The organism is Streptomyces plumbidurans, from assembly GCF_019857225.1.
Lineage (GTDB): Bacteria > Actinomycetota > Actinomycetes > Streptomycetales > Streptomycetaceae > Streptomyces > Streptomyces plumbidurans.
In genome coordinates this window covers 1-26,622 of sequence record NZ_JAFJSY010000006.1, presented here as the reverse complement: position 1 = coordinate 26,622, position 26,622 = coordinate 1, and the positions used below count along the sequence as shown (strand labels likewise).

At 71.4% G+C, this 26,622-nt stretch carries 23 protein-coding genes; 12 read left to right on the top strand and 11 right to left on the bottom strand.

Annotation, left to right across the window (positions count from 1 at the left end; all coding sequences use genetic code 11):
* Positions 1-10: 10 nt before the first annotated feature.
* The 8 genes from JYK17_RS04625 to JYK17_RS04590 form a co-directional block, all read right to left on the bottom strand.
* Entirely contained in the window at positions 11-622 is a 612-nt protein-coding gene (locus JYK17_RS04625; protein WP_128803973.1) for a TetR/AcrR family transcriptional regulator, read from the bottom strand.
* 47 nt (positions 623-669) lie between these two features.
* On the bottom strand, positions 670-1,572 hold the full coding sequence (locus JYK17_RS04620; protein ID WP_108012666.1) for a 3-hydroxybutyryl-CoA dehydrogenase: 903 nt from the start codon (positions 1,570-1,572) through the stop codon (positions 670-672).
* Positions 1,573-1,592: 20 nt separating this feature from the next.
* Positions 1,593-2,765, bottom strand: coding sequence for an acyl-CoA dehydrogenase family protein (locus tag JYK17_RS04615; protein WP_108012665.1), 1,173 nt, complete (start codon positions 2,763-2,765; stop codon positions 1,593-1,595).
* Between the two features lie 79 nt (positions 2,766-2,844).
* The gene (locus JYK17_RS04610) at positions 2,845-4,017 is read right to left on the bottom strand and encodes an acyl-CoA dehydrogenase family protein (RefSeq protein WP_128803972.1); all 1,173 of its coding nucleotides are present in this window, start codon (positions 4,015-4,017) and stop codon (positions 2,845-2,847) included.
* Between the two features lie 42 nt (positions 4,018-4,059).
* Positions 4,060-6,114, bottom strand: coding sequence for an acetate--CoA ligase family protein (locus tag JYK17_RS04605; protein WP_222809816.1), 2,055 nt, complete (start codon positions 6,112-6,114; stop codon positions 4,060-4,062).
* A gap of 1 nt (position 6,115) precedes the next feature.
* Positions 6,116-6,307, bottom strand: coding sequence for a ferredoxin (locus JYK17_RS04600; RefSeq protein WP_108012662.1), 192 nt, complete (start codon positions 6,305-6,307; stop codon positions 6,116-6,118).
* Between the two features lie 33 nt (positions 6,308-6,340).
* Complete coding sequence (locus JYK17_RS04595; protein WP_108012661.1) at positions 6,341-7,561, bottom strand: NADH-ubiquinone oxidoreductase-F iron-sulfur binding region domain-containing protein; 1,221 nt, start codon at positions 7,559-7,561, stop codon at positions 6,341-6,343.
* Complete coding sequence (locus tag JYK17_RS04590; protein ID WP_108012660.1) at positions 7,558-7,986, bottom strand: hypothetical protein; 429 nt, start codon at positions 7,984-7,986, stop codon at positions 7,558-7,560. The genes JYK17_RS04595 and JYK17_RS04590 overlap by 4 nt, the downstream gene beginning before the upstream one ends.
* Before the next feature lie 370 nt (positions 7,987-8,356).
* On the opposite strand from JYK17_RS04590, the gene JYK17_RS04585 reads away from it, so the two are divergent.
* The 9 genes from JYK17_RS04585 (at position 8,357) to JYK17_RS04545 (ending at position 19,053) form a co-directional block, all read left to right on the top strand.
* Positions 8,357-9,556: an aromatic ring-hydroxylating oxygenase subunit alpha gene (locus JYK17_RS04585; RefSeq protein WP_222809815.1), complete on the top strand. Its 1,200-nt coding sequence runs from the start codon at positions 8,357-8,359 to the stop codon at positions 9,554-9,556.
* A 203-nt stretch (positions 9,557-9,759) separates the two neighbouring features.
* Positions 9,760-10,884, top strand: coding sequence for a polyamine ABC transporter substrate-binding protein (locus JYK17_RS04580; RefSeq protein WP_222809814.1), 1,125 nt, complete (start codon positions 9,760-9,762; stop codon positions 10,882-10,884).
* 3 nt (positions 10,885-10,887) lie between these two features.
* Positions 10,888-11,778, top strand: coding sequence for an ABC transporter permease (locus JYK17_RS04575; RefSeq protein WP_108012658.1), 891 nt, complete (start codon positions 10,888-10,890; stop codon positions 11,776-11,778).
* Positions 11,775-12,656 carry an ABC transporter permease gene (locus JYK17_RS04570; protein WP_108012657.1) on the top strand — a complete coding sequence of 294 codons (882 nt, stop codon included), beginning with the start codon at positions 11,775-11,777 and terminating at the stop codon, positions 12,654-12,656. Before JYK17_RS04575 ends, JYK17_RS04570 begins: the two co-directional genes overlap by 4 nt.
* Positions 12,657-12,661: 5 nt before the next feature.
* A complete protein-coding gene (locus JYK17_RS04565; RefSeq protein WP_108012656.1) occupies positions 12,662-13,735 on the top strand; it encodes an ABC transporter ATP-binding protein in 1,074 nt (357 codons plus the stop codon).
* Between the two features lie 29 nt (positions 13,736-13,764).
* Positions 13,765-15,084 (top strand): flavin monoamine oxidase family protein, encoded by a 1,320-nt coding sequence (locus tag JYK17_RS04560; RefSeq protein ID WP_108012655.1) that lies wholly within the window; start codon positions 13,765-13,767, stop codon positions 15,082-15,084.
* Positions 15,077-16,492 (top strand): aminobutyraldehyde dehydrogenase, encoded by a 1,416-nt coding sequence (locus tag JYK17_RS04555; RefSeq protein WP_234547367.1) that lies wholly within the window; start codon positions 15,077-15,079, stop codon positions 16,490-16,492. Before JYK17_RS04560 ends, JYK17_RS04555 begins: the two co-directional genes overlap by 8 nt.
* Positions 16,493-16,554: 62 nt before the next feature.
* Positions 16,555-16,842: a zinc-ribbon domain-containing protein gene (locus tag JYK17_RS04550; RefSeq protein WP_108012928.1), complete on the top strand. Its 288-nt coding sequence runs from the start codon at positions 16,555-16,557 to the stop codon at positions 16,840-16,842.
* Between the two features lie 219 nt (positions 16,843-17,061).
* On the top strand, positions 17,062-19,053 hold the full coding sequence (locus JYK17_RS04545; protein WP_222809813.1) for a carbohydrate-binding protein: 1,992 nt from the start codon (positions 17,062-17,064) through the stop codon (positions 19,051-19,053).
* 45 nt (positions 19,054-19,098) lie between these two features.
* Here JYK17_RS04545 and JYK17_RS04540 read toward each other — a convergent pair whose 3' ends face one another.
* Complete coding sequence (locus JYK17_RS04540) at positions 19,099-20,763, bottom strand: sigma-70 family RNA polymerase sigma factor (protein WP_222809812.1); 1,665 nt, start codon at positions 20,761-20,763, stop codon at positions 19,099-19,101.
* 180 nt (positions 20,764-20,943) lie between these two features.
* Positions 20,944-22,029 (bottom strand): DUF5937 family protein, encoded by a 1,086-nt coding sequence (locus JYK17_RS04535; protein ID WP_222809811.1) that lies wholly within the window; start codon positions 22,027-22,029, stop codon positions 20,944-20,946.
* A 99-nt stretch (positions 22,030-22,128) separates the two neighbouring features.
* Between JYK17_RS04535 and JYK17_RS04530 the strand changes: the two genes are divergently transcribed.
* Positions 22,129-23,316: an MFS transporter gene (locus tag JYK17_RS04530; RefSeq protein ID WP_222809810.1), complete on the top strand. Its 1,188-nt coding sequence runs from the start codon at positions 22,129-22,131 to the stop codon at positions 23,314-23,316.
* A 61-nt stretch (positions 23,317-23,377) separates the two neighbouring features.
* Here JYK17_RS04530 and JYK17_RS04525 read toward each other — a convergent pair whose 3' ends face one another.
* Complete coding sequence (locus JYK17_RS04525; protein ID WP_222809809.1) at positions 23,378-24,016, bottom strand: HD domain-containing protein; 639 nt, start codon at positions 24,014-24,016, stop codon at positions 23,378-23,380.
* 142 nt (positions 24,017-24,158) lie between these two features.
* Between JYK17_RS04525 and JYK17_RS04520 the strand changes: the two genes are divergently transcribed.
* The gene (locus JYK17_RS04520) at positions 24,159-25,112 is read left to right on the top strand and encodes a GlxA family transcriptional regulator (protein WP_222809808.1); all 954 of its coding nucleotides are present in this window, start codon (positions 24,159-24,161) and stop codon (positions 25,110-25,112) included.
* Between the two features lie 188 nt (positions 25,113-25,300).
* Positions 25,301-26,622 (top strand): MFS transporter (locus tag JYK17_RS04515; RefSeq protein ID WP_222809807.1); only part of this gene is annotated, 1,322 nt, incomplete at its 3' end.

The following is a 26,622-nucleotide window of genomic DNA, read 5'->3' as shown; positions in this document are numbered from 1 at the left end:
GGGCGGTGCCTCAGTCCGCCGGCATCTTCTCCGGCAGGCCGAGGGCGGTGGACACATGGCGCCAGACTGACGCGAGCGCCGTGTCCAGCGTGACCGCCGGATCGCGCAGCATGATGCGGATGCCGTAGCCGTCGCTCAGCGACAGCACGAGCGTGGCGAGGGCGTCCACGTCGGTCGGCGTGAACTCGCCGGAGTCGATCCCCCGCCGCACCGCACCGGTCACCCAGGCGTGCAGCTGCGCGTACAGGTCCACGGCGAAGACGCGGGTGGTCTCGTCGCGCAGGGCGCGCACCCACAGTTCCTGCCACAGCCGCCAGTCCTGGTGCAGTTCGGGGTCGGTCGGCAGCAGGTTGCGCAGGATGCGGGCCAGGATGACGGCCGCCGGTGCGGTCTCCGCGTCGCGTTCGACGTCCACCGCGGTGTTGGCGAAGGAGTGGGTCATCGCCTCGGTGAACAGCTTCTCGCGGGTGTCGAAGTGGTAGTGCAGCAGCGCGGTCGACACCCCGGCCCGCTCGGCGACCATGCGCATACGGATCTTCTCGAAGCCGATGTCGGCGATGACCTCGCACGCGGCCGTGAGGATGCGCTCACGCGTGTCTGCCGTGCGCACCTTGGTGCTCACCGGGCGGCTCCCCTCGTTCGACGGTCGTGGGCCATGACCATCTTCCCTCACCGCCGCCCCACCGGTGCCGCCTGCTCGCCAGGCGGTCCGTCGGCGTAGGTGTGGAAGCCGCGCCCGGACTTCCGCCCCAGCAGTCCGGCCTCCACCATCCGGGACAGCAGGGGCGGCGGCGAGTACTGCGGTTCGCGGAACTCGGCGTACAGCGACTCGGCGATGGCCCGGGTGGTGTCGAGTCCGATGAGGTCGGTGAGGGCGAGCGGGCCGAGCGGGTGTGCGCAGCCGAGCACCATGCCGCGGTCGACGTCCTCGACGGTGGCGCTGCCCGATTCCACCATGCGGATGGCGGCGAGCAGATATGGGACCAGCAGCGCGTTGACGACGAAGCCCGCCTTGTCCCGGGTCCGTACGACCTCCTTGCCGAGGGTGTCCGTCACGAAGGTCTCGGCGCGTTCCGCCGTGGTGGGCGAGGTGAGCAGTGACGGCACGAGTTCGACGAGACGCAGGACCGGTACGGGGTTGAAGAAGTGCACGCCGACGACGTGATCGGGGCGTGCGGTCGCGGCGGCGAGGCGGATGACCGGGATGGAGGAGGTGTTGGTGGCGAGGATGGCGTGCTCGCCGGTGACGACGGCGTCGAGGCGGGCGAAGACGTCGAGTTTGAGGGCCTCGTCCTCGGCGACGGCCTCGATCACCAGGTCGTGGTCGTGCAGTGCTTCGACCTGGTCCACCACGGTGATCAGGGCGGACGCCGTCGCGTGCTGCCCGTCGGTGAGTCTGCCCGAGGCGGTGGCGCGCTCCAGCGAGTGCGCGATGCGCGCCCGGCCCGCCTCGGCCGCCCGCGCATCGCGCTCCACCACCGTCACCGGCACGCCGGCCCGTGCACAGACCTCGGCTATCCCTGCGCCCATGAGTCCGCAGCCGACGACTCCGACGTGCTCGATGTCGGTCATGAGGGTTCCTCTCCGCTCGTTCAGGCGGTGGGCAGGTTCAGGACCTCGGTGCCGCGCTTGATCAGCTCGTTGGCGATGATCAGCCGCTGGATCTCGGAGGTGCCCTCCCAGATGCGGTCCACGCGCAGCTCGCGGTAGAGCCGTTCGACGGCGTAGGAGCGGTCGTAGCCGCGGCCGCCGTGGATCTGCAGACAGCGGTCGACGACGCGGCCCGAGGCCTCGCTGGCGGAGAGCTTGGCGATGGCGGCCTTGGCGTGCAGCGTCTTGCGGTCCTCGGGCGAGGCCTGATCGATCTCCCAGGCGACCTGATGGGTGTAGGCGCGGTTGACGGCGATGTCCACCGCGCAGTCCGCGAGCATGCCCTGGATCAGCTGGTACGAGGCGATCGGCGCCCCGAACTGCTCGCGCTCCACCGCCCATTCGCGGGAGAGCTCAAGGGCGCGCTCGGCGGCGCCGATGGTGCGGGCCGCGATCATCAGGCGCTCCTCGGTGAACCAGGAGCGGGTGATGTCGTAGCCCTGGCCGATGCCGCCGAGGACGGCGTCCTCGCCGACCTGGACGTCGGTGTAGGTGAACTCGGGGTGCTCGTAGACGAAGGTGTGCATGAAGCGCGGCACGCGGGTCATCTCGATGCCGGGGGTGTCCTTGTCGACGAGGAACAGCGTGGGGGCGCGCTCCGGTCCGGCCGCGGCGAGCACGATCATGAAGTCGGCGTGGTCGCCGACGGTGACGAACCACTTCTCGCCGTTGAGAACCCAGCCGCGGTCGTTCCTGGTGGCGGTGGTGGCGAGGTTCTGCGGGTCCGAGCCGGCGCCGGGTTCGGTGACGGCGTAGCAGTCGCGGCGTTCGCCGTTGATCACTGGGATCAGGAAGCGCTCGCGCTGTTCGGGGGTGCAGAACCTGAGCGCGTTGGCGGGCCGCCACACCATGTCCCACAGGGCGCCGGTGAGACGTCCCAACTCCTCCTGGACGGTGGCCTGTTCGGCGATGGTGAGTCCGGCGCCGCCCCATTCGGCGGGCATGTTGACGGCCTGCAGTCCCGCGTCGAGGACCGCGTCGCGGATCTTGGCGTGGACGTCGGCGGGCAGGCCGTTGTCCTGCTCGCACTGGAGCTCGTAGCCGGCGATGAGGTCGGCGAGGGCGCGGGCGTCGGCCTTGAGCTGTGCCTGGCGCGGGGTGAGTCGGAAGTCCATGGAAGTCCTCGATGTCGTTGCGGGACAGGGGTGCTCGGGCGAGGGGTATGCGGGCGAGGGAGGCTCGGGCGAGGGGTGTTCAGGCGGTGGGCAGGGCCAGGGCGCGGGTGCCGCGCTTGATCAGCTCGTTGGCGATGATCAGCCGCTGGATCTCGGAGGTGCCCTCCCAGATCCGGTCCACGCGCAGTTCGCGGTACATCCGCTCGACCGGGTAGGTGCGGTCGTAGCCGCGGCCGCCGAAGATCTGCAGACAGCGGTCGGCTACCCGGCCCGCCGCCTCGCTGGCGGCGAGCTTGGCGGTGGCGGCCTTGGCGTGCAGGGTCTTGCGGTCGGTGCCCGGTTGGTCCGCCTCCCAGGCGACCTGGTGGGTGTAGGCGCGGTTGACGGCGATGTCCACGGCGCAGTCCGCGAGCATGCCCTGGATCAGCTGGTACGAGGCGATCGGCGCCCCGAACTGCTCGCGTTCCAGGGCCCATTCGCGGGCGAGCTGCAGGGCGCGCTCGGCGGCTCCGACCGTACGGGCCGCGATCATGAGGCGTTCGTCGGTGAACCACTCCTTGGTGAGCTCGTAGCCGTTGCCTACGCCGCCGAGGACGTCCTCGTCGGCCACGAAGACGTCGGTGAAGGTGAATTCGGGGTGCCCGTTGACCGCGGAGTGCATGAAGCGCGGCAGCCGGGTCAGCCGCACGCCGGGGGCGGCCTTGTCCACGAAGAACAGCGTGGGCAGTTTCTCGGGTCCGGCGTCGGCCTGCACCAGCAGGAAGTCGGCGATGTCGCCGCACGTGACGAACCACTTCTCGCCGTTGAGCAGCCAGCCGCCGTCGGTTCGGGTGGCCGTGGAGGTGCCGGAGGAGGGATCCGAGCCCGCGCCCGGTTCGGTGACGGCGAACGCGTCGAACCGCTCCCCGCGGATCACGGGCAGCAGATACTTCTCGCGCTGCCGCTCGTCGCCCTGGGCGAGGACGTTGGCGGGCCGCCAGGGGATGTCCCAGAGGCAGTTGGTGACTTTCCCGAACTCCTCCTCGACGATGACCTGGTCGAGCAGGCTGAGCCCGGCGCCGCCCCACTCGGCGGGCATGTTGATGGCGTAGACACCGGCGTCCATGGCGGCTCGGGTCAGCTCGGTCACGAGCTGCTGCGGCAGGGGTCCGCCGGCCTGCTCGGACTGGTCCTCGTAGCGCATCAGCAGCCGGGCGTACTCGGCCGCCCGACGCTTCAGGTCGGCCTGTTCGGGGGTGTAGCGCAGGTCCATGAGGGTGCCTCTTCCGTACGGGTTCCATGCGGGGCGGGTGGGTCAGGCGAGTACGGCGCGGGAGTCGAGCGCGAGGGCCCCGTCGGGGCGTACGAGCAGGGGGTTGACCTCGATCTCGGCGATCTCGGGGTGGGCGGCGGCGAACGCGGTGATCGTCTCCACGGCTGCCGCGGCCGCTTCCAGGTCGACGGCGAGACGGCCGCGCACTCCGTCGAGGAGGGCCGCCGTACGCAGTCCGCGCAGCAGCCGCAGGGCGTGGTCGGCGGGCACGGGGGCCAGGGTGAAGGCGACGTCGTGCAGTGCCTCGGCGAGCACCCCGCCGAGACCGACCATGGCGACCGGGCCGAACCTCGGGTCGCGGTTGACGCCGACGATCAGCTCGATGCCGTCGGTGAGGTCGGCCATGGCCTCCACGGAGTAGGCGGACGCACCGAACCGGGCGTGCATCTCCCGGAAGGCGGCGAGCAGTTCGGCGGGTCCGGCCAGGCCCAGGGCGACCCCGCCCGCGTCGGACTTGTGCAGCAGGTGGAGGGCCTTGAGGGCGTACGGTCCGGTGAACTCCCCGGCCGCTGCGAGCAGTTCGGTCTCGTCGTGGACCTCCCGTGCGGCGGGGAAGGCGAGTCCGGCGGCTTCGAGGGCTCTGCGAGTCTCCATGTAGCCGACCTCGGCGAGGGGGGCCGCCGCCGGGGGCAGGGGTGCGACACCGGGGCGGGGTGCGCCGGGTGCCGTGGCGGCGAGGGCGCGGGCGGCGTCCTCGGTGGCGCCGAAGACCGGGATGCCGGCCGCGGTGAGGGTGCGGCAGCTGGGCGAGTCGGGATACATCGACTGCACCACCAGGGGCTTCGCGGTGGCGCGGTGCCGGGCGGCGATGAGGCGGGCGGCCTCCTGTTCGCCTTCCGCGAGCGGTGTGCCGCCTCCGCCGAGCCCGCCCTCGGTGGCGGTGTAGCCGCCGAAGTAGCCGGTCACCAGGACGGCGTCGGCCTCCTCGGCGGCCAGCAGCGCGGCGACGGTCTGCGCGTAGGAGCCGGGGTCCTGCTCCCCCATCCCGGCGAGATCCACCGGGTTGGCGACGGCCGACTGCTCCCACAGTGTCTCGCGCAGCCGGCGGCGGGTGGGTTCGCGGAGCTCGGGCACGGTCAGCCCGGCCGTTTCCACGGCGTCGGCGGCGACGGCGCCGTGGCCGCCGCCGTCGGTGAGCACGGCGACGCTGCGACCGGCCGCGCGTCGCGCGCCGTTCAACGCGGCCAGGACGACGGCGAGTTCGCGGGGGGTGGCGACGAGTTCCATGCCTGCGTCGCGGCAGGCGGCGGTCACGACGTCGGCCGAGGTGGTCAGCGCACCGGTATGTGACATGGCACTGCGCGCGGAGGCATCCCCGCGGCCCGCGGTGAGCAGCACCACCGGCTTCCCGGCAGCGGCAGCCGCCTCCGCGAACGCCCGCCCGTCGCCGAAGTCCTCCGCGTAGACCGCGATGGCGCGGGTGCCCTCGTGGCGTGCGCAGTCGGCGAGCAGATCGACGAGGGTGACGTCGGCCTGGTTGCCGAGCGAGACGAAGCGGGAGAAGCCGAGGCCGTGCGGGGCGAGCCGGAGCTGGAGTTCGAGGGCGAGATTGCCGCTCTGGCTCAGCAGCGCGACGGCGCCGGGGGTGAAGGTGCCGGAGGCCAGGAAGAGGTCGGTGGTGTTGTCGGCCAGTCCCAGGCAGTTGGGTCCGACCATCACGGCGCCCGCCGCACGCACCCGTTCGGCGACGGCGAACTGGCGGGCCCGTCCCGTCTCTCCGGTCTCGGCGAACCCGGCGGTGATCGCCACGATCGCCCGGGCTCCGCACCGCAGGGCCTCGTCGACGGCGTCCTCGAACCCCTGGGCGGGCACGGAGATCACCGCGAGGTCGACGGGCTCGCCGATCGCGCTCAGACTGGGCGCCGCGGTGCGTCCGAGCACGGTGCCGCCGCGGCGGTTGACGAGGTGGATCGGGCGCCGTCCGTCGGCGCGTACGGCCTGCGCGGCGATGGCGTGGCCGTACTTGGCGGGGTCGTCGCTGGCTCCGACGACGGCGACGGACACCGGGTCGAAGAGTGCGGAGAGGTCGCGTCCCATCTCACTTCCCCAGCCGCAGCGCGGAGTTGGGGCAGGCGGCGACGGCGGCAGCGGCGATGTCCTCGCCGTCGGCGGGCACTTCGGCCACCCGCGGCTGCGCGTAGCCCCACTCGTCGAGGTCGATCAGGTCGGGTGCGGGTTCCTGGCAGAGGCCGTAGCCCTGGCAGCGGGTGGAGTCCAGCAGGAGTTTCATGGGGGCGGTCCTTTCGGCTGGGTGAGGGGCGGGTCAGGGCACGGCAACGGTGAAGCGTCGCCCGTTCTCGGGCGGCGGTTCCACGCAGGCGGGGCAGCCGGCTCCCCGGTGGGCGTCGACCCGGTCGGGGAAGTGGGCGAGCAGGGTGGCGGCGATCCGGGCGGCGGCGTCGAGCAGTCCGCAGGCCCCGCGGCCGGGCAGTTGCCGCGACCAGCGGTGCAGCCTGCCGGTGGTGTCGTCGTCGGCTTCGCCGCGGGCGACGGCGGCGAGCGTTGCAGCGAGCGCTCCAGTGCCGGAGACGCACACCCCGCACTGCCGTGCGCTCTGTGCCGCGAGATGGGCGGCGGCTTCGGCGGCGACCGCGACCGGGCAGTCCTCCGGGTGCAGAAAGTGCAGGGCGCCGCACCCGAGGGCGCCGCCCGCCGCGTTCAGGGCGTCGTGGTCGAGCGGCAGGTCCGTCCAGCCGGTGCCGTGGAGGCCGCCGAACAACCCGCCGAGCAGGACCGCTTCGGCCCGTCCGTGTCCGCACAGGTCGGCGAGCACCTTGAGGTGCGTACCGGCGGGCACTTCGACGAGCGCGGCACCGGCCCCTCCGGAGAGCGTGAGCAGATGGGTGGCGGCGACCAGGTCCGCGTCGTTCGGGTGCGCGTGCATCAGCGCGACACGGGCCAGCGTCTCCACATTGGCGACGAGGGTGGGCGCGCCGCCGACCCCGCTCTCGTACGGGCGTGGCGGTTTCGCGGTGGGCAGGGCCGGACCGCCGTCGATGCGCCGTACGACCGCGCTCTCCTCGCCCGCGACATAGGTGTGCTCCGTCCGTACGACCTCGACGCCCAGCTCGGGGGGACGTTCGGCGAGCGCCGTCAGGACGGCCTGTTCGGCGGGTGCGTCGGAGAGATAGACGTACTCCTGTACGGCGCCGGTGACGGCCGCGGCGATCCGCAGACCGTCCAGTACCAGGTGCGGGCGGTGTCGCAGCAGCCAGCGGTCCTTGACCGAACCGGGCTCGCCCTCCTCGCCGTTGGCGACGACGACGGGCCTGCCCGGTGCGTCGCGCACGGCGCGCAGCTTGACGGCGGCCGGGAATCCGGCGCCGCCGCGTCCGCGCAGTCCCGCGGCGGCGATCCGGTCGAGCGTCAACCCGGGGTCGGTCAGCGGCGCGTAGCCGCCTGCCGCGAGGTACGAGGAGGCGGTCCCGGGCGTGGTGAGCAGTCCGGGCCGTCCTTCGGTCAGGAGGGAGTGGACGCCGGTCATACGGGGCTCCTGTGCTGGGTGCGGCCATGCGCGGCCGTGCAGCGGCGTGCCCTCAGGCGGGTCAACGCCCGTTCCAGTGCCCGCCGTTGGGCGGCGGTGCGGTCGTAGCCCGGGCCGGGCAGGCCGATGAGCATGCGGTGGTGGTCGAGGACGACCTCGCCGGCCAGCAGGGCGGGCTTCGGGTCGGCGGGGGCGCACGCCGTCGCGGCCTCCACGACGAGTTCGGTGACCTCGCCGAGGTAGCGCAGCCAGCCGCGTTGGGTGCCGCGCAGCACCAGCCGCTCCACGCGGCGCCGCTCGGCGGTGACGAGGGCGGACGGGGGGCGGCCGTCCGCCCCGGCGCGCAGGGCGGCGACCGCGGCCGGCAGTTCCTGTTCGGGCTCGGGCGTGAGGCCGAGCCATATGAGACTTCGGCGATCGCTCATGCGTGCCTCCGGGGGTGCTCCGTCGCCGTGACGAGAGGGGCGGGGAGCTGGGCGGGCGTCCTGATCCGGACGCCGGTGGCGCGAACCGCTGGTCCGCGGACAGGGGAGAACGGCCGGGCGGGCAGCAGCGGGCCCGGGCCATCCGACTGGGCACGAGACTAACTAACCAATTAGTCAGCCCACGAGTCTTGACTTGCTTCTGCATCCCCTCCACTCTGACTAACCAATCAGTCAGCCGACTGGGACAGACTCCGGCGCCACCAAAGGCACCTAAGACACCAAAGGCACCCCTGGGGCCACGTCTGCCGCCCTCGTCCGGCCACAGCCTCACCGCCCATCGCCGCCGCCGCGGCGCGGAGGAGGACCCTTCATGCACCCGTCGACCACCCGGGCAGCCGCCCCGTCCCCGCCCGTGCCGGAGACGCCCTCCGAGCACCCGCGGAAGGAGCCCCCCGAGCACCCCGGGGAGGCGCTCGCCGCCCGCTACTACACCGATCCGGCCCTCGCCGAGGCCGAGACCGAGCACATCTTCGCCAGGTCCTGGCAGCTGGTCTGCCACGAGTCCGACCTCCCCGGACCCGGAGCGCGCCTCGCCGCCACCGCCGCGGGCCGCGAGGTCCTGGTCGTACGCACCGAGGACGGCGGCCTCGCCGCCCACCTCAACGTCTGTCGGCATCGCGGCACCCGCCTGGTCACCGACCCCGAGCCGTCGGGCAAGGCGATCCGCTGCCCGTACCACGGCTGGACGTACAAGCTGGACGGCCGGCTCGTCGGCGCCCCCGAGGCCCGCCGCATCCCCTGCCTGGACAAGCCCCGCCTCGGCCTGCACCCGGTCAACGTCGAGTCCTTCCTCGGCTTCGTCTTCGTCAACCTCGACCTGCAGGCGACCCCGCTCGCCGAGAGCTGCGCCGGACTCGCCGAGGCCATCGGCCGCTACGCCGGTCCCGGCCTGGTCCCCGTGGGAAAGCACCGCATCCACGACCTGAAGAGCGGCGAGGAGCAGCACGCCAACTGGAAGGTGATCGTCGACAACTATCTCGAGGGCTACCACGTGCCCGTGGCGCACCCCTCGCTGATGCGGCTGCTCGACTACCAGGCGTACACGGTGGACGTGCGGGAGAACTACGTCCTGTTCGAGTCACCGCTGCGCGACAAGCCCTCCTCGAACTGGACCGAGCGGCTCTACCAGCGCCTCGCGACCCCGATGCCGGGCCTGGCCGAGGCGGACCGGCGGGTTTGGCGGTACGCCGTGATCTATCCGAACACGCTCATCGACTTCTACCCTGACCACGTGCTCGCGTGGACCGCCCTGCCCACCGCCCAGGACCGGGCGGCGACCCCGGGCGCCTTCTACACGCGGCACGGCGAGAGCCTGCGCACCCGGCTGGCCCGCCGGCTGAACATCCACATCGGCTGGGTCACCAACGACGAGGACGTCGAGCTGGTCAAGCGCGTGCAGGACGGGCTGACCACGCCCGGTTACCAGCCGGGCCCGCTCTCGCAGCGCGAGGCCGCCGTCGGCTGGTTCGCCCGCCGGGTCCGGGACGACCTGGAGGGGGCCACGCCGTGACGTCCTCCCGCGCGCCGCACGCCGTGCGCATCCGAGCCGTACGGCTCCCGGCGGTGCGTCCGCGGTCGGGATTACCCCTCCCCCGCTGACGCACACTCGCAGCCTCCCCAGACCGGTCCTTCCCGCGGAGTCAGGGCCTCCGTCGAGCCGACCAGCCGGTCCAGCCCTGGAGCAGTGCCGTTCCTCGACGGAGAGGGCGTTCGATGTCCCCCGAGGTACCCCCACCGACCCGACGCGCCATGCTGCGGGCAGGCGCCTTCGGCCTGCTCGGCGCCGCGGCCGGCGGATGCGGGTTCATGCCCGCGAAAAAGCCCGACCCGAGCCTGCTCGCCCCGGTGAAGCCACGTGTCGACGGCGATCTCGTCTACTTCAACTGGGCCGACTTCGTCGACCCGTCCGTGTTCAAGGGCTTCCAGAAGGAGTACGGCGTCAGGGTCGTCCAGTCGAACTTCGACTCGATGGAGGGCATGGTCGCCAAGCTCAACGCCGGCAACCGCTACGACATCGTCTTCCCCACCGCCAAATGGGCCCAGCGGCTGGTCCGCGGCGGCCGGTTGCGCCGTATCGACCACTCACAACTCACCAACGCCCAGGCCGTGTTCGGCGCCTACGACTACTTCGCCGACCCCTGGTACGACCCCCACTCCGCGCACACGGTCCCCTTCACCGCGTACAAGACCGGCATCGGCTGGCGCCGCGACCGGATCGGTGAACTGACCGGCTCCTGGAAGGACTTGTGGAGCGACAAGGTCAAGGGCAAGGTCTTTTTGCTCGACGACCGCGACGAGGTGCTCGGCATGGGCGCACTCGAACTCGGCCTGGACGTCAGCACCGGAGACCGGGCCGACCTGGACCGCATCACCTCGCTGCTGGGCACCCTGCGCCCGCGGCTGCGCGGCTTCTCCAGCGACAGCTACAACAACCTCCTCAACGGCAACGCGCTGATGACACAGGCCTGGAGCGGTGACATGGCCGCCATGCTCAACCAGGCCAAGGACCCCTCGGTGTTCGGCTTCGAGGCCCCCAAGGAGGGCACGCCGATCAACTCCGACTGCTACGCCATCCCGTGGAACGCCCCCCACCCGGGCACGGCGATGCTCTTCATCGACTACATGCTGCGGCCGGAGAACGTGAAGAAGAACATCGAGTACATCGGCTACCCGATGCCGGTGGCCGGCTCCGAGAAGGTCTACGCCGAGCTGGTCAAGCCGTTCCCCGAGTGCCTGGTCACCGAGGACGACCTGAAGGCGGACCTGTTCTTCCGCAACGGCGGCCGTGCCGCGGAGGACGCCCGCGACACCGCCTGGACCCATGTGAAGGCGGGCTGAGCCATGGCACTGCTCCGACACTCCTCGCGCACCCGCAAGGACACCTCCGGCAACCGGATGTGGGTCTGGCTGATGCTGCCGGGCACCCTGTGGATGACCGGATTCCTGATCGCCTCGCTGGCCCTCGTCGCCGTCCTCGCGGTCGGCACCACCGACGAACTGGGCAACCCCCGCTTCGGTTTCGACCTGTCCGGCGTGCGCGCCCTCGCCGACCCCGCCTACACCGAGGTGCTCGCACGCTCCCTCGGCTACGCCCTGCTGACCTGCGCGATCTGTCTGCTGATCGCCTACCCGGTGGCGTACACGATCGCCCTGCACGGCGGCCGCTACAAGAACGCGCTGATCGCCGCGATCGTCGTGCCGTTCTTCGCCAACTACCTGGTGCGGATGTACGGCTGGTCGGTGGTCCTCTCCGACGACGGACCGGTGCTGCGCGCCCTGCGCGCGATCGGACTGGCCGACTCCAATACGAAGATCCTCAACACCGGTGTGGGCGTGGTCGCGGGACTCGTCTACGGCTTCGTCGTCTTCATGATCATCCCGCTGTACGCGGCCCTGGAACGCCTCGACGTCTCCCTCGTCGAAGCCGGCCGCGATCTGTACGGCGGACCGTTCCGCACCTTCTTCTTCGTCACCCTGCCCGCCACCCGGCAGGGCGCCGCGGCCGGACTCGTGCTCGTCTTCCTGCCCGCCATGGGCGACTTCGTCAGCGCTCAACTGATGGGCGGCCCGGACCAGATCATGATCGGCAACCTCATCCAGGACAAGTTCTTCCAGGGCCAGAACTGGCCGCTGGGCTCCGCGCTCACCATGCTGCTGATGCTGGTCCTGCTGGTCGGGATGTTCGGCTATCTGCGGCGCACCCGCAAGGACGAGGCGGAGGTCCGCCGATGACCATGGTCAAGCTGCCCGCCGCCACCGCCCCGGCCCGCCCGGCGGCCACGTCCCGCACCCGCCGAGGACGCGCCGACCGCAAGCCTCGCATCCTCATCGCCGTCACCGCGCTCTTCTTCGCGCTGCTGTATCTGCCCATCGCGGTCGTGGCGCTGTACTCCTTCAACTCCAAGAAGTCCCTGACCGTGTTCGGCGGGTTCAGCCTGCGCTGGTACCGCGCCTTCGCCCACGACGACGTGATCATCGCGTCGTTGGGCACCAGCCTGCGCATCTCCCTGGTGGCGACGGCCGGTTCGGTCGTCCTCGGGGTGGCCCTCGCCCTGGGCCTGGTCCGCTGCCGCACCCGGCTCGGCTCACTGGCCGGCCTCGTCATGCTGGTGCCGCTGATCACGCCGGAGATCGTCACCGGTGTCGCCTCGATGCTGCTGTTCAAGGGCCTGGGCATCGCCCTGTCCACCGGCACGGTGATGCTCGCCGAGATCACCTTCTCCATCTCCTACGTCACCGTCATCCTCCGCTCCCGTGTCGCCGCCCTGAACCCCGAGGTGGAGGAGGCCGCGATGGATCTCGGCGCCACCCGCTGGCAGGCGGTCCGGCTGGTGACCCTGCCCGCCCTGCTGCCCGCGGTGCTCGCCTCCGCCGTACTGATCTTCGCGCTGGTCTTCGACGACTTCGTGCTGGCCTACTTCACCACCGGCGTCGACCCGCAGCCGCTCTCGGTGCGGATCTACTCGGCGATCCGCTTCGGCGTCCAGCCCACCATCAACGCGGTCGGCACGCTGATGCTCGCGGGCTCCATCGCCCTGATCGCCCTGGCCCTGTTCATCCCGCGCCTCTTCGGCCGCCGCGGCGGCCTCGACATCCTCTCCGGGGAGTGACCCTCATGGACGCGACGACCCCTGCCGTCCGGCTCGACGGCGTCTCCAAGCAGTTCGGTGACTCCTACGCCGTCCACCACCTCGACCTCGACATCGACGCCGGCCACTTCTTCTCCCTGCTGGGCCCCTCCGGCTGCGGCAAGACCACGTCACTGCGCATGATCGGCGGATTCACCGACCCCACCGAGGGTTCGGTGGTGCTGTCCGGCGAGGACGTGACCGGCCGGCCGCCGAACCGGCGCAACGTCAACACCGTCTTCCAGAGCTACGCCCTCTTCGACCACCTCAGCGTCACCGACAACGTCGGCTTCGGTCTCAAGCGCAAGGGCGTCGCCAAGGCGGAGATCCGCCAACGCGTCGGCGAGATGCTGGAGTTGGTGCAGCTCGACGGGCTCGCCGACCGCAGACCCCGCACCCTCTCCGGCGGCCAGCGCCAACGCGTCGCGCTCGCCCGGGCGCTGGTCAACCGGCCCGCCGTGCTGCTCCTGGACGAACCGCTCGCGGCCCTCGACCTCAAGCTGCGCCGCCAGATGCAGGTGGAGCTGAAGCAGATCCAGCGCGAGGTCGGCATCACCTTCGTCTTCGTCACCCACGACCAGGACGAAGCGCTGACCATGTCCGACCGGATCGCGGTGATGAACGAGGGCCGCATCGAGCAGTGCGGCACCCCCGAGGACATCTACGAGCACCCCGCCAGCCGCTTCGTCGCCTCCTTCATGGGCACCTCCAACCTGATGAGCGGCACCTACCGGGACGGTGAAGTCGCCCTGGAGCAGGGTCCGGCGCTGCCGGTCGGCACCCGGTCCGGGATCAGCGACGGCACCGCGGTCAGCGTGTCCGTGCGCCCGGAGAAGATCTGGCTCTCCGACTTCGAACCGGGCATGTCGAAGCTGCGCGGGCAGCTGCGCGAGACCGTCTACAGCGGCCCGACCACGACGTATCTCATCGAACTCGCCCCGGGCGTCACGCTGTCGGTGCTGGAGCAGAACACCGACCGTGCCCGTATGGAGGACCGCTGGAGCGGCGGCGAGACGGTGGAGTTCGGCTGGCGCCCCGAGCACTGCCTGGTCCTGGCCTGAGCCGCCCTTCCCGATCGGAAGCGATACCCATGCATCACGACGTGATCGTGCTCGGCGCCGGTCTCGCCGGGCTCTCGGCCGCCCGCGACCTGGCCGCCGCCGGCACCGACGTGCTGGTCCTGGAGGCCCGCGACCGCGTCGGCGGCCGGGTCGAGCAGACCCGCGCCCCCGACGGCCGTACCGTCCAGCTCGGCGGTGAGGTGGTCGGCCGCGGCCACACCTCCTACCTCCAACTCGCCAAGGAACTCGGTCTGGAGCTGGTCCCCAGCTATGTCGCCGAGCCCGGCCGCATCACCCGGGCCACGCCGGAGGGCCGTTCGGCCGGGGACCCGCCGCACTGGTTCGGTCCCGGCGATGCCGCCCAACACGAGCTGCTGAGCCGGGAGTTCAGCACGCTGGCCGCCACGGTCGACCCCGACGACCCCTGGTCGCATCCGGACGCCGCCGCCCTGGACCGGCTCTCGGTCGCCGGCTGGCTGCGCTCCCGGCACGCCTCCCCCGCCGTGGTGCGCCTGTGGGACATCGGCCAACTAGCCCTGGCCGGCGGCTCCTACGAACGGATCTCCCTCCTTGCCGCCCTGCGCAAGAGCGCCGCCGTACCCGGCTCGGGCACCGGCGATTACGACTACGACGACTGGGAAGGACTGCGGCTGGCCGAGGGTTCGGCGACGCTCGCGGAGGTGATGGGCCGCGAACTGGGCCCGCGCATCCGGCTCGGCGCACCGGTCGCCGCCGTCACCGTACGCCCGGGGCGCAGCAGCGTACGCCTGGTCACCGGTGAGGTCCTCACCGCCACGGCCGTGGTGAGCGCCCTGCCGGTGGGACCACTGCGATCGGTCGCGGTCAGCGGTGTCAGCGACGCCCGGCTCGCCTCCCTGCGCCGCCAACGCCACGCGGTCGCCGCGAAGTTCGCCGCCGTCTACGACCGCCCCTTCTGGCGCGCCGACGACCTCAACGGGCTGTCGGAGAGCGAAGGGGTCCTGGGCAGCACCTGGCCGCAGAACGAGGGCATCCTGTCGGCGCTCGTCCCACCCGAGCGCTACGGCGTCCTGCTGGGCACCCCGTCGCACCTGCGCATCCCCGAGCTTCTGGCCGAGATCGCCGCCATGTTCGGCGACGAGGCGCACCGCCCGACCACCTGCCATCTGCGGCTGTGGGGCACCGACCCCTGGACGCAGGGCTATGTCACCCAGTGGCCGCCGGGCGAGGTCATGGCGGTGGGTCCCCTGCACGGCACCCATGAACCACCGTTCTACGTCTGCGGCTCCGACCAGTGGGTCGCCGGATACATGGAGGGCGCCGTCCGCACCGGCCGCGCCGCCGCCGAGGAGGCGCTGCGCCGTGGCTGACAGCCTCAACCACATCGGCGGCAAGGAAGTACCGGCCGCCTCCGGTGCCACCCTGCCGCTCATCGACCCGGCCACCGGCCTCCCGCACGGCACGGCGCCCCTGTCCGCCGCCGAGGACGTGGACACGGCCTGCCGCGCCGCGCAACATGCCTTTCCGGGCTGGGCGGCGACGCCCGCGGGGCAGCGACAGACGGCTCTGCTGCGTATCGCCGACGCCCTGGAGCGGGAGTCGGACGCGGTCGCGGACGCCGAGGTGACCGACACCGGCAAGCCGCGTGCGCTGTTCATGGCGGACGAACTGCCCGCCGTCGTGGACGTGTTGCGGTACTTCGCGGGCGCCGCCCGCAACCTGCCGGGCGCCGCGGCCGCCGAGTACACGCCCGGTCGTACGTCGATCCTGCGCCGTGAGCCGGTCGGCGTCTGCGCGCAGATCACGCCGTGGAACTACCCGCTGATGATGGCCGTGTGGAAGGTCGCGCCCGCGCTCGCGGCCGGGAACACGGTCGTCCTCAAGCCGTCCGACACGACGCCGTCGTCGGCCGTGCTCCTGGCTCGCCTCGCCGCCGAGCATCTGCCCGCCGGGGTGTTCAACGTGGTGTGCGGCGACCGGGACACCGGCCGCGCGCTCGTTGCCCATCCGCAGGTCCGGCTGGTGGCCGTCACCGGTAGCGTCCGGGCCGGTCAGGAGATCGCCGCCGCGGCGGCGGCCGACCTGAAGCGGCTCCATCTCGAACTGGGCGGCAACGCACCGGTGTTGATCCATGAGGACGCCGATCTCGACGACGCCGTACAGCAGTTGTCGTCGCTGTCGTTCTACAACGCCGGGCAGGACTGCACGGCCGCCACCCGCATCCTGGTCCATCACCGGATCCACGACGCCTTCCTCGCCGCCTTCGCCGAGCGGGCCGCGGGGCGCCGGCCCGGAATGCCGGACGACGAGCGCGCCGACTTCGGCCCGCTCGCCCATGCCGCCCAACTCGCCGCCGTACAAAGGATGCTGGAGCGGCTGCCCGAGCATGCGGAGGTCGTCGTGGGCGGTGCCGCGCTGCCCCGGCCCGGCTACTTCCACCAGGCGACCGTGGTCGCAGGGGTGCGGCAGCGGGACGAGATCGTGCAGGGCGAGGTGTTCGGGCCGGTCGTCACCGTCCAGCCCTTCGCGGACGAGTCCGAGGCGATCCGCATGGCGAACGACGTGCCGCAGGGGCTCGCCGCGAGCGTGTGGACCCGCGACCACGACCGGGCGATGCGGGCCAGCCGCGCGCTCCACACCGGCATCGTCTGGGTCAACACCCATGGCACGACGGTCTCGGAGATGCCTCACGGCGGTGTACGTCACTCCGGCTACGGAAGCGACCTCTCCCTCACCGGCCTGCTCGACTACACCCAGGTCAAGCATGTGATGCTGTGACCGCGCGCTGCTGCGGGAGCATGGCACGATGGCCGGAGACACGGATCGGGGAGGCCACCGGCATGATCATCTTCGGTACCAAGGGGTATCTGTACCAGCTCGCGATCCTGACGCTGGTGTGCGGCAACTGCGGTAACCCCTCCGCGCACACGCTCAAGAAGCGCGTCACCAAGTTCACGCTGTTCTTCGTGCCCCTGTTCCCGATCTCGACGAAGTACGCGACGCAGTGCACCTTCTGCGGCATCGAGCACAGGCTGACCGGGGAACAGGCCGACCAGATGCAGGCGCAGGCCGCCGGCGGCCCGAGCGGCCAGTCCTACGGGCAGTCGCAGCAGCCGCATCAGCACTGAGTCCGGCGCGCTCGGCCGCCCGCGGATTCGATCAGCCGTGTCCAAGACCTTGACGCCCCATGGAGACTTCCATTAGTTCTTAAATTAATGCGTGACACCACAGTGTCGGGCTTCACGCGGGCCGCGGTCACCGACGCCGCCCGCCACGGGCTGCGCACTTCGCCGAGCAGCCCGCCTCGCCCCGGACGGCGAGCCCTGACCCCTCTCAAGGAGACGCCCATGTCCACGTCTGCCTCCATGCCGTCGGCGCAGCCGCCGTTCCCGCAGGAGCAGGACCGTGCCCCGCTCAGCCGCCGTACGTTCATGGCAGCCGCTGCCGTGACCGCGGCGGGCTCCGCGCTCGCTCTGCCGGGACAGGCGAGCGCCGAGCCGGGCGGCCACCACGGCGCCAACAGGGTTGAGGTGACCTGGAGTTCGGAGTCCACGGCGCCCGGCTTCGCGCCCAAGAGCGCCACCTGGTACACCGATCCGGCGACCGGTCTCGCCGCGGTCGCGCACAAGCTCAGCCGGCAGGGCGACCTCGTGCTCACCGCGTCGGGCAAGGACTTCGGCACGGTGATCAACGTGGACCCGGCCAAGACGTACCAGCGGATGCTCGGCGTCGGCGTCTCCATGGAGGACTCGACCGTCCACAACCTGTCGTTGATGAGCAAGGGCGCCCGCACCAAGGCCCTTCGCGCGCTCTTCGACCCCCACCACGGCGCCGGTTTCGACCTCACCCGGATCTGCTTCGGCACGTCCGACTTCACGCACGGCGAGTTCTACACGTACGACGACGGTCCGGCCGATCCGACGCTGTCGCGGTTCTCCATCCAGAGGGACATCGACAACCACATCATCGCGACCCTCAAGGAGGCCCTGCGGATCAACCCGGAACTCACCATCTGCGGTACCGCCTGGACCGCCCCGGCCTGGATGAAGGACAACAACAGCCTCATCGACGGCCACTTGCTCGACGAGCACGTCCCCACCCTCGCCCGCTACTACCGCAAGGTCGTCCAGGCGTACGCCGCTCAGGGCATCCACATCCACGCCGTGACGCCGCAGAACGAACCGGGCTGGCCCGCGGGCCACTACCCGAGCATGCTCGTCTCGGCACAGCAGGCCAAGCGGTTCGTCGAGGAACTGCGCAAGGAGTTCGACGCGCACGGCATCACCACGCGGATCTGGGCCTGGGACTGGAACTTCGGCGACACCGGGACCTATCTCGGCGACATGTTCGGCAGCAGGGACGCCGGTTACACCGACACCTACCGCGACACCGACGGCATCGCCTGGCACGACTACTCCGGCGACCCGAGAACGATGTCCCTGATGAAGACCAGCTATCCCGACCTGGACATGGTGCTGACCGAGCGGATGCTGTGGGGCACGGACGGCGCCGACCGCATCGCCCGCTATCTGCGCAGCTGGTCGACGGGCTACATCTCCTGGGTCACGCTGCTCGACCAGAACCGGGCCACCCAGAACTTCGGCGTGCCCGACCCCACCCCGTTCGTCCAGAGCCTCGACGACCGCGACGTCTACTGGGCCCTGCCCGAGTACTACTTCTTCGCCCAGTTCTCGAAGTTCATCCACCGCGGCGCCCACCGCGTCTTCAGCGACTACGGCAACACCGGCACCGTCACCACGGTCGCCTACCGCAACCCGGACGGCACCATCGCGACCGTCGTCGTCAACGGCACTGCCACAGCACAGGACTTCACCCTGCGCAGCGGCCGCCGGCAGCTCACGCACACGCTGCCGGCGAAGACCGTCGGCACGTACGTCTGGACGCAGCCGGGTTCACGCGGCACGACGACCGACGCCTACGCAGCCATCCAGGCCGAGGCGTACGACGACGCCTCCGGTGTCGCCGTCGAGGTCACCGGGGACACCGGCGGCGGCGAGGACATCGGCTCGGTCGGCGACGGCGACTGGGTCGAGTACGGCAAGGTCGCCTTCGGCGGGACGGCGGCGACGCAGGTCCGGGTGCGGCTGGCGTCCGGGGCCGCCGACGGTGCAGGCGGCCGGATCGACATCCGGCTCAACTCCCGTTCCGGCGAACCCGTCGGCAGCATCGCGGTCACCGGCACGGGCGGCTGGCAGACGTGGGCCACGAAGAGCACGGCCATCTCCGGGGTCACCGGCACCCACACCGTGTATCTGACCTTCGCGAGCGACCAGCCCGACGACTTCGTGAACGTCAACTGGTTCGCGTTCGACCACTGAGCCCGCTGAGCCCGCTGAGCCCATTGAGCCTGCTGAAGCAGGCAGTCAGAGCTTCGCGCCGAAGTCCTGTGTCCACCAAGGGCCGCCCGAGCCTTTGTGGACACCCACGCCGATGTCCTTGAACGAGCAGTTGAGGATGTTGGCGCGGTGACCGGGGCTGTTCATCCAGGACTCCATCACCGCTGCCGCGGTCTGCTGGCCCTGGGCGATGTTCTCGCCGTACGTGGACCACTTGTAGCCCGCGGCGGTGATGCGCTGCCCGGGGTCGGCGCCGTCGGGGTTGGTGTGGTCGAAGAAGGCGCGCGCCGCCATGTCGTCGGACTGGCCCTGCGCGGCCTTCTCCAGCTGCGGATCCTCGGTGAGCGCTTGGCAACCGGCCTTCGCCCGCTCCTGGTTCACCAGCGCGACCACCTGCGCGACGGTGTCCGACGGCGTGGACGAGGGCTGCGGTGCGGCGGCCGCGGTCCGGGAGGGCGTGGTGGTCGGCCGGGGCGTCGGCGCGGCCTTCTTGGCCGGGTGCTTGGTCCTGGATGCGCTCGCCGTCTTCGTACGGGACGCGGAGGGCGACGCAGACAGGGAAGCGGACGGGGAGGTCTGCAGGGCGCTCGACGTGGAGAGGTCCGCGACCGGTGCGTCCGCGGAGTGCTCGGCGGTCGCCTCGTCGGTGGTGGCGGGCCCGGAGTCGGTGCCGAAGTACCAGAAGCCACCGCCCGCGACGCAGGCAACGACGACGGCACCGCTGACGGCACGGCGCCGGTTGCGCCGTCGGCGGCGTGCCTCGGCGCGGGATGCCACCCGCCCCCGCGCGGCACGGTGTCCGGCTCCGCGGCGCGATCCCGCGCGACCGCCCGAGGGGGACGAGGCCGCCCCGGGCACGGCCATTCCGGCCTCGGCCATACCCGCATCCGTCACCGCGCCGACGGCGGTGCGTATCTTCGCCGGAAGTGAGGGCGACGCGGCGACCAGCGCGAGGCCGGCCAGCAGTCCCTCGACGGGCATCAGCCCGCTCCACAGCCCGTTGCACTGCACGCAGCCGCGGGCGTGCCGGGCTATTCGCTTGCGCCACGGCGCGGAGGGGCGGCCGTCCCAGGTGGCCAGTGCCCCGCGCAGTTCCTGGCACGGCGGCTGCGCGGCGAGCGCCCGCACCACGACGCGGGCCGCCTCCAGCTGCGCCTTCATGCGCTGCACTCGTACGGCCGTGTGCTGGGGCGACAGCTGCAGGGCGGCGGCGACCTCGGCGCGGGTCAACTCGCCCGCGCACTCCAGCCACCACAGGGACAGCAGCCCCCGGTCGTCCGGCTCCAGCCAGCGCGTGGCACGGGCCGTCTCCTGGCGCTGGCCCGACAGCTGCAACTGCACCATGGTCAGGTCCACGAAGTCGGCCCCCGGGTCCGCGAGGTCCTCGGCCTCCTCCACGGTGCCCGGGGTGAGCGAGCGGTCCTGCCAGTGCCTGCGGACCTCGTTCATGGCGATGGCGACGAGCCAGGAGCGGAAGCTCTCGGGGGTGCGCAGCCGGTCAAGACCGTCCAGGGTCCGGAGCATGGTCTCCTGAACCACGTCGTCGACGTCGACCGAGCCGTTCAGCGCCCGGCCCACGATGTTGTAGACCAGCGGGAGATACGCACTGACCAGGGCGTCCTGAGCCTCCGGATCGCCCCCTCGGGCGGCGGCCACCAGGGCCACCGGCCCCATCGTGCGCTGTGTACTCATGAAAGCTTCCCGTCGTCGACGTCGAACGATCCTGCCCGATACCTGGGAGACCGTTCGGTGGGTCTCGGATAACAGTTCTTCGGACAGGTGCACCAAGAGACGAGGCTGAGACGTGTGTTGTCCCTGATCAGGATGGGAACCGGCGACGGGGGGCTGTGGCGAGTGTCACACGGCGCCGACTCAGCGCAGAACGGCCGTCAGCACGTCGGAGCCCAGTGCCGTCAAATCCGGGAGATTGAGGGTGTAGCGGACGTAACGACCCTGCCGCTGGGGTGTGATCAGGCCCGCTCGGCGAAGGACGGTGAGGTGGCGGGAGACCTCCGGGGGTGAGAGTTCCCAGAAGTGGGCCAGCTCGCTGGTGGTGTGCGGGCCGCGGGCCAGCGTGCGCAGCAGCCGCAGCCGTACGGGATGGGACAGTGCCTCCAGCCGTAGGGTGACCGTCCCCAGTGACACGGGCTCCGACGGTGTCGGCTCGGCCACGGGGTACTGCACCACCGGATGCCACCCGGGCGCGTGCACCGCCACCAGGTGCGGGCGACCGAAGACGCTGGGGATGAAGGTGACCCCGGCGCCACGGGCGGCGGTCGCCTTGTCCTGCACCTTGTCCACGATGATGCAGTCGCCGTCCTCGGCGAGGGTGACCGCGCCGGAGACGGACGCGAGGGCCGCCGCGATTCCGTCGCGCTGCAGCAGGTCGTTCTTCAGACGCAGGTCGGTGGCGAGCCGTACGGCGACGCCCGCCCAGGCGTCCTCGAAGAAGGCGCCGGCGCATTCTTCGAGGGTGTGCCGTACGCGCGCTCGCACCGCGGCCGGATCTGCGAGCAGCCGTTCCGCGAAGGCCTCCTGCAGCGCGCCGCGGGCCTGGGCCACCTCCATCGCCCGCTCGCGCGCGGTCGTGTCGGTGAGCGGCGACGCACCGCGGAAGTGGACCCGGTTGCTGCCGCACGTGGTGACGAGCGCGGCGGTCACGTAGGTCTCGTCGTCGATCCGGTCCACGTCGTCCAACTCCTCGGCGAGGGTCGGTCGGGGCCGCGCGGGGATCATGAAGTCGGCCTGTGAGGAGCGCCAGAGGAACTCCGCCTCCCGGAGCCGCTCGGCCAGCTCCGGCCGCATCCCGGACCAGACGTCCGCCGCCCAGTCGGCGAGCTGCGGATGGTGCCCGGGCTCGGCCAACACATGCAGCATCGCCGTCAGTTCGGCCAGCGGGGAGGCGGCGAACCGCACCCGCTCGGACGGCGCGCCGCTGATGTCGATCCTCAAGGTCACCCTTCATCATCGCCGACCGCACGGCGGGCGGCGGCGTCGATTGACGGTGTCCGTCAACCCACGTGCCCGCCCGGGCAACCGAACGCACCGTTTGACGCCATGGCAACCACCACCAGGATCCGCCCTCATGCCCTCGTACGGGCCTCCGGAGGCCCCCGCTACGCCGTTGCGCTGGCCGTGGACGCACTCGGCACCGGCATGCTGCGCCCCTTTCTGCTGCTCTACGGGGTGACGGTGCTGAAACTGTCCCCGCCCGCCTCCGGCACCACCATGACGGCCGGCATCGTCGCGGGCCTGGTGTGCATGCCCGCGGTGGGCCGGTGGCTCGACCGGGGCGCCCGCAGCACGGTCGTGGCGACGGCGATGCTGGTGAGGGTGGTGGGCGTGGCGCTGCTGCTGGCGGCCCCGCCGGGGCACGTCTGGCCGTTCGCGGCGGCGGCCCTCTTCCTCGGCATCGGCAACCAGGCATGGCCGGCCGCCCACGCCGCCGTCGTGGCCACGGTCGCCCACGGCCGCGACCGAGACGCCGCTCTCGCCGCGGGCCGCGCCCTGCGCAACGCCGCACTGGGCGTGGGAGCATTGGTCGCCACCGCCTGCCTGGCGGGCGGCGCCGCCGCACTGCAGTGGCTGGCAGCAGTCACCGGGCTCGCCTATCTCGCCGCGGCGACCCTGGCGTGGTCGGTCCGTCTGCGCGCGCGGCCGTCCGCTCCCCGTGCCTGGGGCAGGGAGAAGGAAGCCGCACCCCGGATGCCCACCCTGCTGACCGCCAACGTGATCTACGTCTTCTGCCTCAACGTTCCGGAGATCGCGCTCCCCCTGGTCCTGCAGACGCAGTTGCACGCCTCCCAGGTGTGGGCGGGGGCCATCTTCGTGGCCAACACCGTGCTCGTGGTCACCCTTCAGGTGCCACTCACGGTGATGCTGTCCCGCTACTCCCGCCGGACGGTGCTGGCCCTCTCGGGCGTGGTGCTCACCGCGTCCTACCTCGGCTTCCTCGCGGCCACCTCACTGGGCCACGGCTGGGGCGCCCCGGCCGTGGCCGCGGTGTCCGTGCTCTGCACCATCGGCGAGATCGTCTACGCCGGCAGCGCCACCGCACTCGTCACCGCCCTCGCCCCACCCCACGCCCTGGGCCGTACCCTTGCCCGCTTCCAACTCTCCACGGGCTTCGGCCTCGCCGTCTCCCCGGCGGCCATCACGGCCCTCGCACCCCACGGCGCGACCGCCCTGTGGTGCACCTTGGCCACCGCAACACTCGTCTCCGCAGCGGCAGTTCGCCGCACATAGCCGCTGCGACCAGCTGCCCGGCCCGGCCACCCTCGGCCGGGTCGAGCCACGGCGTGGTCGGCTACTCGGGCCACTCCGAGCCCTTGATGACCTCGACGAAGTCTCCCCGTACGAAGCCCGGCACGAAGTGGGCCAGTACGTCCGCCTTGACGTTGCCGAACGTCGTTGCGGGGCGGTCCTTGATGCCGTCGGTGAAGGCGGCGAGGATCCGGTTCTTGAAGTCGGGGCGGGGGTGGGCCGCGGTGACGGCCGCGCGCTGTTCGTCGGAGACGGTGTCGTAGCCGATGCCCAGGACGTCCAGTTCCACGCCTCGGGTGACCAGGGCGACCTCGGGCGTCATGTGGAGGGGGATCTCCGGGGTGGTGTGCAGCGCGATCGCCGTCCAGACCCGGTCGGCCGGCTCGCCGGTGATGCCGTGCCGGTGCAGGAAGCGGCGGGCCTCGTCGGCGCCGTCGATCTCGAAGCGCTGATCGGTGCGGCGGAACCGCTCGGTCAGCCCGAGGTCGTGGAACATCGCGCCCACGTAGAGCAGTTCGGGGTCGAAGGCCAGCGCCTGCTCCCTGCCGCGCAGCGACCCGAAGAGGAACACGCGCCGGCAGTGGTCGAACAGAAGGGGTGCTGCGGAGTCCCGTACGAGTTCGGTCGCCTCCCGTGCCAATGCGCTGTCCGGGATCCGTACGCCCGCGATCTCTTCACTCATGATGTCCGCCTTCCTCTGCCTGCTCGATCAGTGACCTCCTCCAGATTCGTGGGGTGCCCTATGCTGGGGCCATGTCCTTTCTGCCAGACAACCCACAGATTCAGACATCACAGATTTAGACATGACGCACGCAGATTCAGACATGACGCACCGAGTCGCCTTCCTGACGTTCGACGGCGTGACCCTCCTCGATGTCAGCGGCCCCCTGGAGGTGCTGGACCAAGCGCGGCGTCTCGGCTGCTCCTACGCACCCGTCCTGGTCTCCCCCGCCGGCGGCGTGATCACGACCTCCTCGGGCGCGGCGCTGGCGCAGACCGTCGCCGCGGACCAGGTGGGCCGGATCGACACGCTCGTGGTCGCGGGTGCCGACGTGCTCGCGGAGCGTCCCCCGGGCCAAGCGCTGCTGGCTGCGGCGGCCCAACTCGCGGAGCGGGCACGGCGGGTGGCGTCGGTGTGCAGCGGTGCGTTCGTCCTGGCGGAACTGGGCCTGCTGGACGGGCGCAGGGCGACCACGCACTGGCGCCACGCCGAGACGCTCGCCCGCCGCTACCCCCGCGTCCGGGTCGAACCGGACGCCCTGCACATCCACGACGGCCGGTACGTCACCTCCGCGGGCATCAGCGCGGGCATCGATCTCGCGCTCGCACTGGTCGAGGACGACCACGGAGCGGACGTGGCCCGGGAGGCCGCCCGCGAACTGGTCGTCTTCATGCAACGCCCAGGCGGTCAGTCGCAGTTCTCCACGGCCCTGAAGACCCCGCCCGCCCGCAGCGACCTGCTCGGTCCGATCGTCGCGGCCCTACTCGCCGACCCCGCCGCCGACCACAGTCTGCCCACCATGGCCGCATCCGCAGCCGTCAGTACCCGGCATCTGGCCCGGTTGTTCCAGGCCGAGCTGCACACGACACCCGCCCGCTGGGTCGAGCGCGTGCGCCTCGACCGGGCACAGCAACTGCTGCTCGACGGGCACAGCGTCACCGCGGCCGCGCAGCGCAGCGGCCTCGGCAGCGACGAGACCCTGCGCCGCGCCTTCGCCCGCCACCTGCGCACGACCCCGACCGAATACCGCAAACGCTTCGCCACGACCACCGGCTGAGGGCGGGCGCTCCGGGGTGTTGCCGCGACCGCCAGGAGAGCGACCCGAGAAACGGAGCGGGCGCATGGTGGCCGCACGCATAGCCGTATCCAGAACTATGTAGCCCCACCACATGTGCCACTGACCTGCTCCTTCCTACGGTGTGCCGACACCCACCCGTCCCCACCGCACACGAGGAAGTGGCGCACATGGCCTCCGCAGCACCATCCGCTCCCCCGACGCCCACCGGTCTCACGCGCATCGTCGCAGCGAGTCTGATCGGCACCACGATCGAGTGGTACGACTTCTTCCTCTACGGTTCTGCCGCCGCGCTCGTCTTCAACAAGCTGTTCTTCCCCGACTCCGACCCGCTCGTCGGCACCCTGCTGTCCTTCCTGACGTACGCCGTCGGATTCGCCGCCCGCCCGCTCGGCGCACTGGTCTTCGGGCACTACGGCGACCGGATCGGGCGCAAGAAGCTGCTGGTGCTGAGCCTGCTGATGATGGGAGGCGCGACCTTCGCGATCGGGTTGCTGCCGACCCACGCGACCGTCGGCACCGCCGCTCCGGTGCTGCTCACCACCCTGCGCCTGATCCAGGGCTTCGCACTCGGCGGCGAGTGGGGCGGCGCCGTACTACTGGTGTCCGAGCACGGGGACGCGCGGCACCGCGGCTTCTGGGCCTCGTGGCCGCAGACCGGTGCGCCTGCCGGGCAGTTGCTCGCGACCGGTGTGCTCTCCGCACTGACGGCCCTGCAGTCGGACGACACGTTCACCTCGTGGGGCTGGCGGGTTCCCTTCCTGCTCTCCGGCGTACTCGTGATCGTCGGTTTGTGGATACGTCTCTCTGTCGATGAATCGCCGGTGTTCAAGGAGGCGTTGGCGCGCGCCGAGGCCCGCAAGGCCGACCGGACCGCGGTGGCCGAGAAGCTGCCGCTCGTGTCGGTGCTGCGCCACCACTGGAAGGACGTACTGATCGCCATGGGCGCGCGCATGGCGGAGAACATCAGCTACTACGTGATCACCGCGTTCATCCTCGTCTACGCCACCAACTCGGCCGGCGTCTCCAAGCAGACCGCGCTCAACGCCGTACTGATCGCCTCGGCCGTGCACTTCGCGGTCATCCCGGCCTGGGGCTCCCTGTCGGACCGGATCGGGCGGCGGCCGGTGTACCTGTTGGGCGCGGTCGGCGTGGGCCTGTGGATGTTCCCCTTCTTCTCCCTCATCGACACCGGCGGTTTCGGCAATCTGCTCCTCGCGGTCACCGTGGGCCTGGTGCTGCACGGGGCGATGTACGCGCCCCAGGCCGCCTTCTTCTCCGAGATGTTCACGACCCGGATGCGCTACTCCGGTGCCTCCATCGGCGCCCAGTTCGCCTCGGTCGCGGCCGGCGCGCCCGCCCCGCTGATCGCCACGGCGCTCCTGTCGGAGTACGACAACTCCACCCCGATCGCCCTCTACGTCATCGCCGCGGCCGCCCTGACGGTGCTCGCCATCGGCGTGGCCAAGGAGACCCGTCACCGGGACCTGAG

What these genes read in the sequence shown, in the direction of transcription:
- JYK17_RS04620 (WP_108012666.1), bottom strand. Translation starts at nt 1,572, where the DNA reads ATGACCGACATCGAGCACGTCGGAGTCGTCGGCTGCGGACTCATGGGC.
- JYK17_RS04615 (WP_108012665.1), bottom strand. Translation starts at nt 2,765, where the DNA reads ATGGACTTCCGACTCACCCCGCGCCAGGCACAGCTCAAGGCCGACGCC.
- JYK17_RS04610 (WP_128803972.1), bottom strand. Translation starts at nt 4,017, where the DNA reads ATGGACCTGCGCTACACCCCCGAACAGGCCGACCTGAAGCGTCGGGCG.
- JYK17_RS04605 (WP_222809816.1), bottom strand. Translation starts at nt 6,114, where the DNA reads ATGGGACGCGACCTCTCCGCACTCTTCGACCCGGTGTCCGTCGCCGTC.
- JYK17_RS04600 (WP_108012662.1), bottom strand. Translation starts at nt 6,307, where the DNA reads ATGAAACTCCTGCTGGACTCCACCCGCTGCCAGGGCTACGGCCTCTGC.
- JYK17_RS04595 (WP_108012661.1), bottom strand. Translation starts at nt 7,561, where the DNA reads ATGACCGGCGTCCACTCCCTCCTGACCGAAGGACGGCCCGGACTGCTC.
- JYK17_RS04590 (WP_108012660.1), bottom strand. Translation starts at nt 7,986, where the DNA reads ATGAGCGATCGCCGAAGTCTCATATGGCTCGGCCTCACGCCCGAGCCC.
- JYK17_RS04585 (WP_222809815.1), top strand. Translation starts at nt 8,357, where the DNA reads ATGCACCCGTCGACCACCCGGGCAGCCGCCCCGTCCCCGCCCGTGCCG.
- JYK17_RS04580 (WP_222809814.1), top strand. Translation starts at nt 9,760, where the DNA reads ATGTCCCCCGAGGTACCCCCACCGACCCGACGCGCCATGCTGCGGGCA.
- JYK17_RS04575 (WP_108012658.1), top strand. Translation starts at nt 10,888, where the DNA reads ATGGCACTGCTCCGACACTCCTCGCGCACCCGCAAGGACACCTCCGGC.
- JYK17_RS04570 (WP_108012657.1), top strand. Translation starts at nt 11,775, where the DNA reads ATGACCATGGTCAAGCTGCCCGCCGCCACCGCCCCGGCCCGCCCGGCG.
- JYK17_RS04565 (WP_108012656.1), top strand. Translation starts at nt 12,662, where the DNA reads ATGGACGCGACGACCCCTGCCGTCCGGCTCGACGGCGTCTCCAAGCAG.
- JYK17_RS04560 (WP_108012655.1), top strand. Translation starts at nt 13,765, where the DNA reads ATGCATCACGACGTGATCGTGCTCGGCGCCGGTCTCGCCGGGCTCTCG.
- JYK17_RS04550 (WP_108012928.1), top strand. Translation starts at nt 16,555, where the DNA reads ATGATCATCTTCGGTACCAAGGGGTATCTGTACCAGCTCGCGATCCTG.
- JYK17_RS04545 (WP_222809813.1), top strand. Translation starts at nt 17,062, where the DNA reads ATGTCCACGTCTGCCTCCATGCCGTCGGCGCAGCCGCCGTTCCCGCAG.
- JYK17_RS04540 (WP_222809812.1), bottom strand. Translation starts at nt 20,763, where the DNA reads ATGAGTACACAGCGCACGATGGGGCCGGTGGCCCTGGTGGCCGCCGCC.
- JYK17_RS04530 (WP_222809810.1), top strand. Translation starts at nt 22,129, where the DNA reads ATGGCAACCACCACCAGGATCCGCCCTCATGCCCTCGTACGGGCCTCC.
- JYK17_RS04525 (WP_222809809.1), bottom strand. Translation starts at nt 24,016, where the DNA reads ATGAGTGAAGAGATCGCGGGCGTACGGATCCCGGACAGCGCATTGGCA.
- JYK17_RS04520 (WP_222809808.1), top strand. Translation starts at nt 24,159, where the DNA reads ATGACGCACCGAGTCGCCTTCCTGACGTTCGACGGCGTGACCCTCCTC.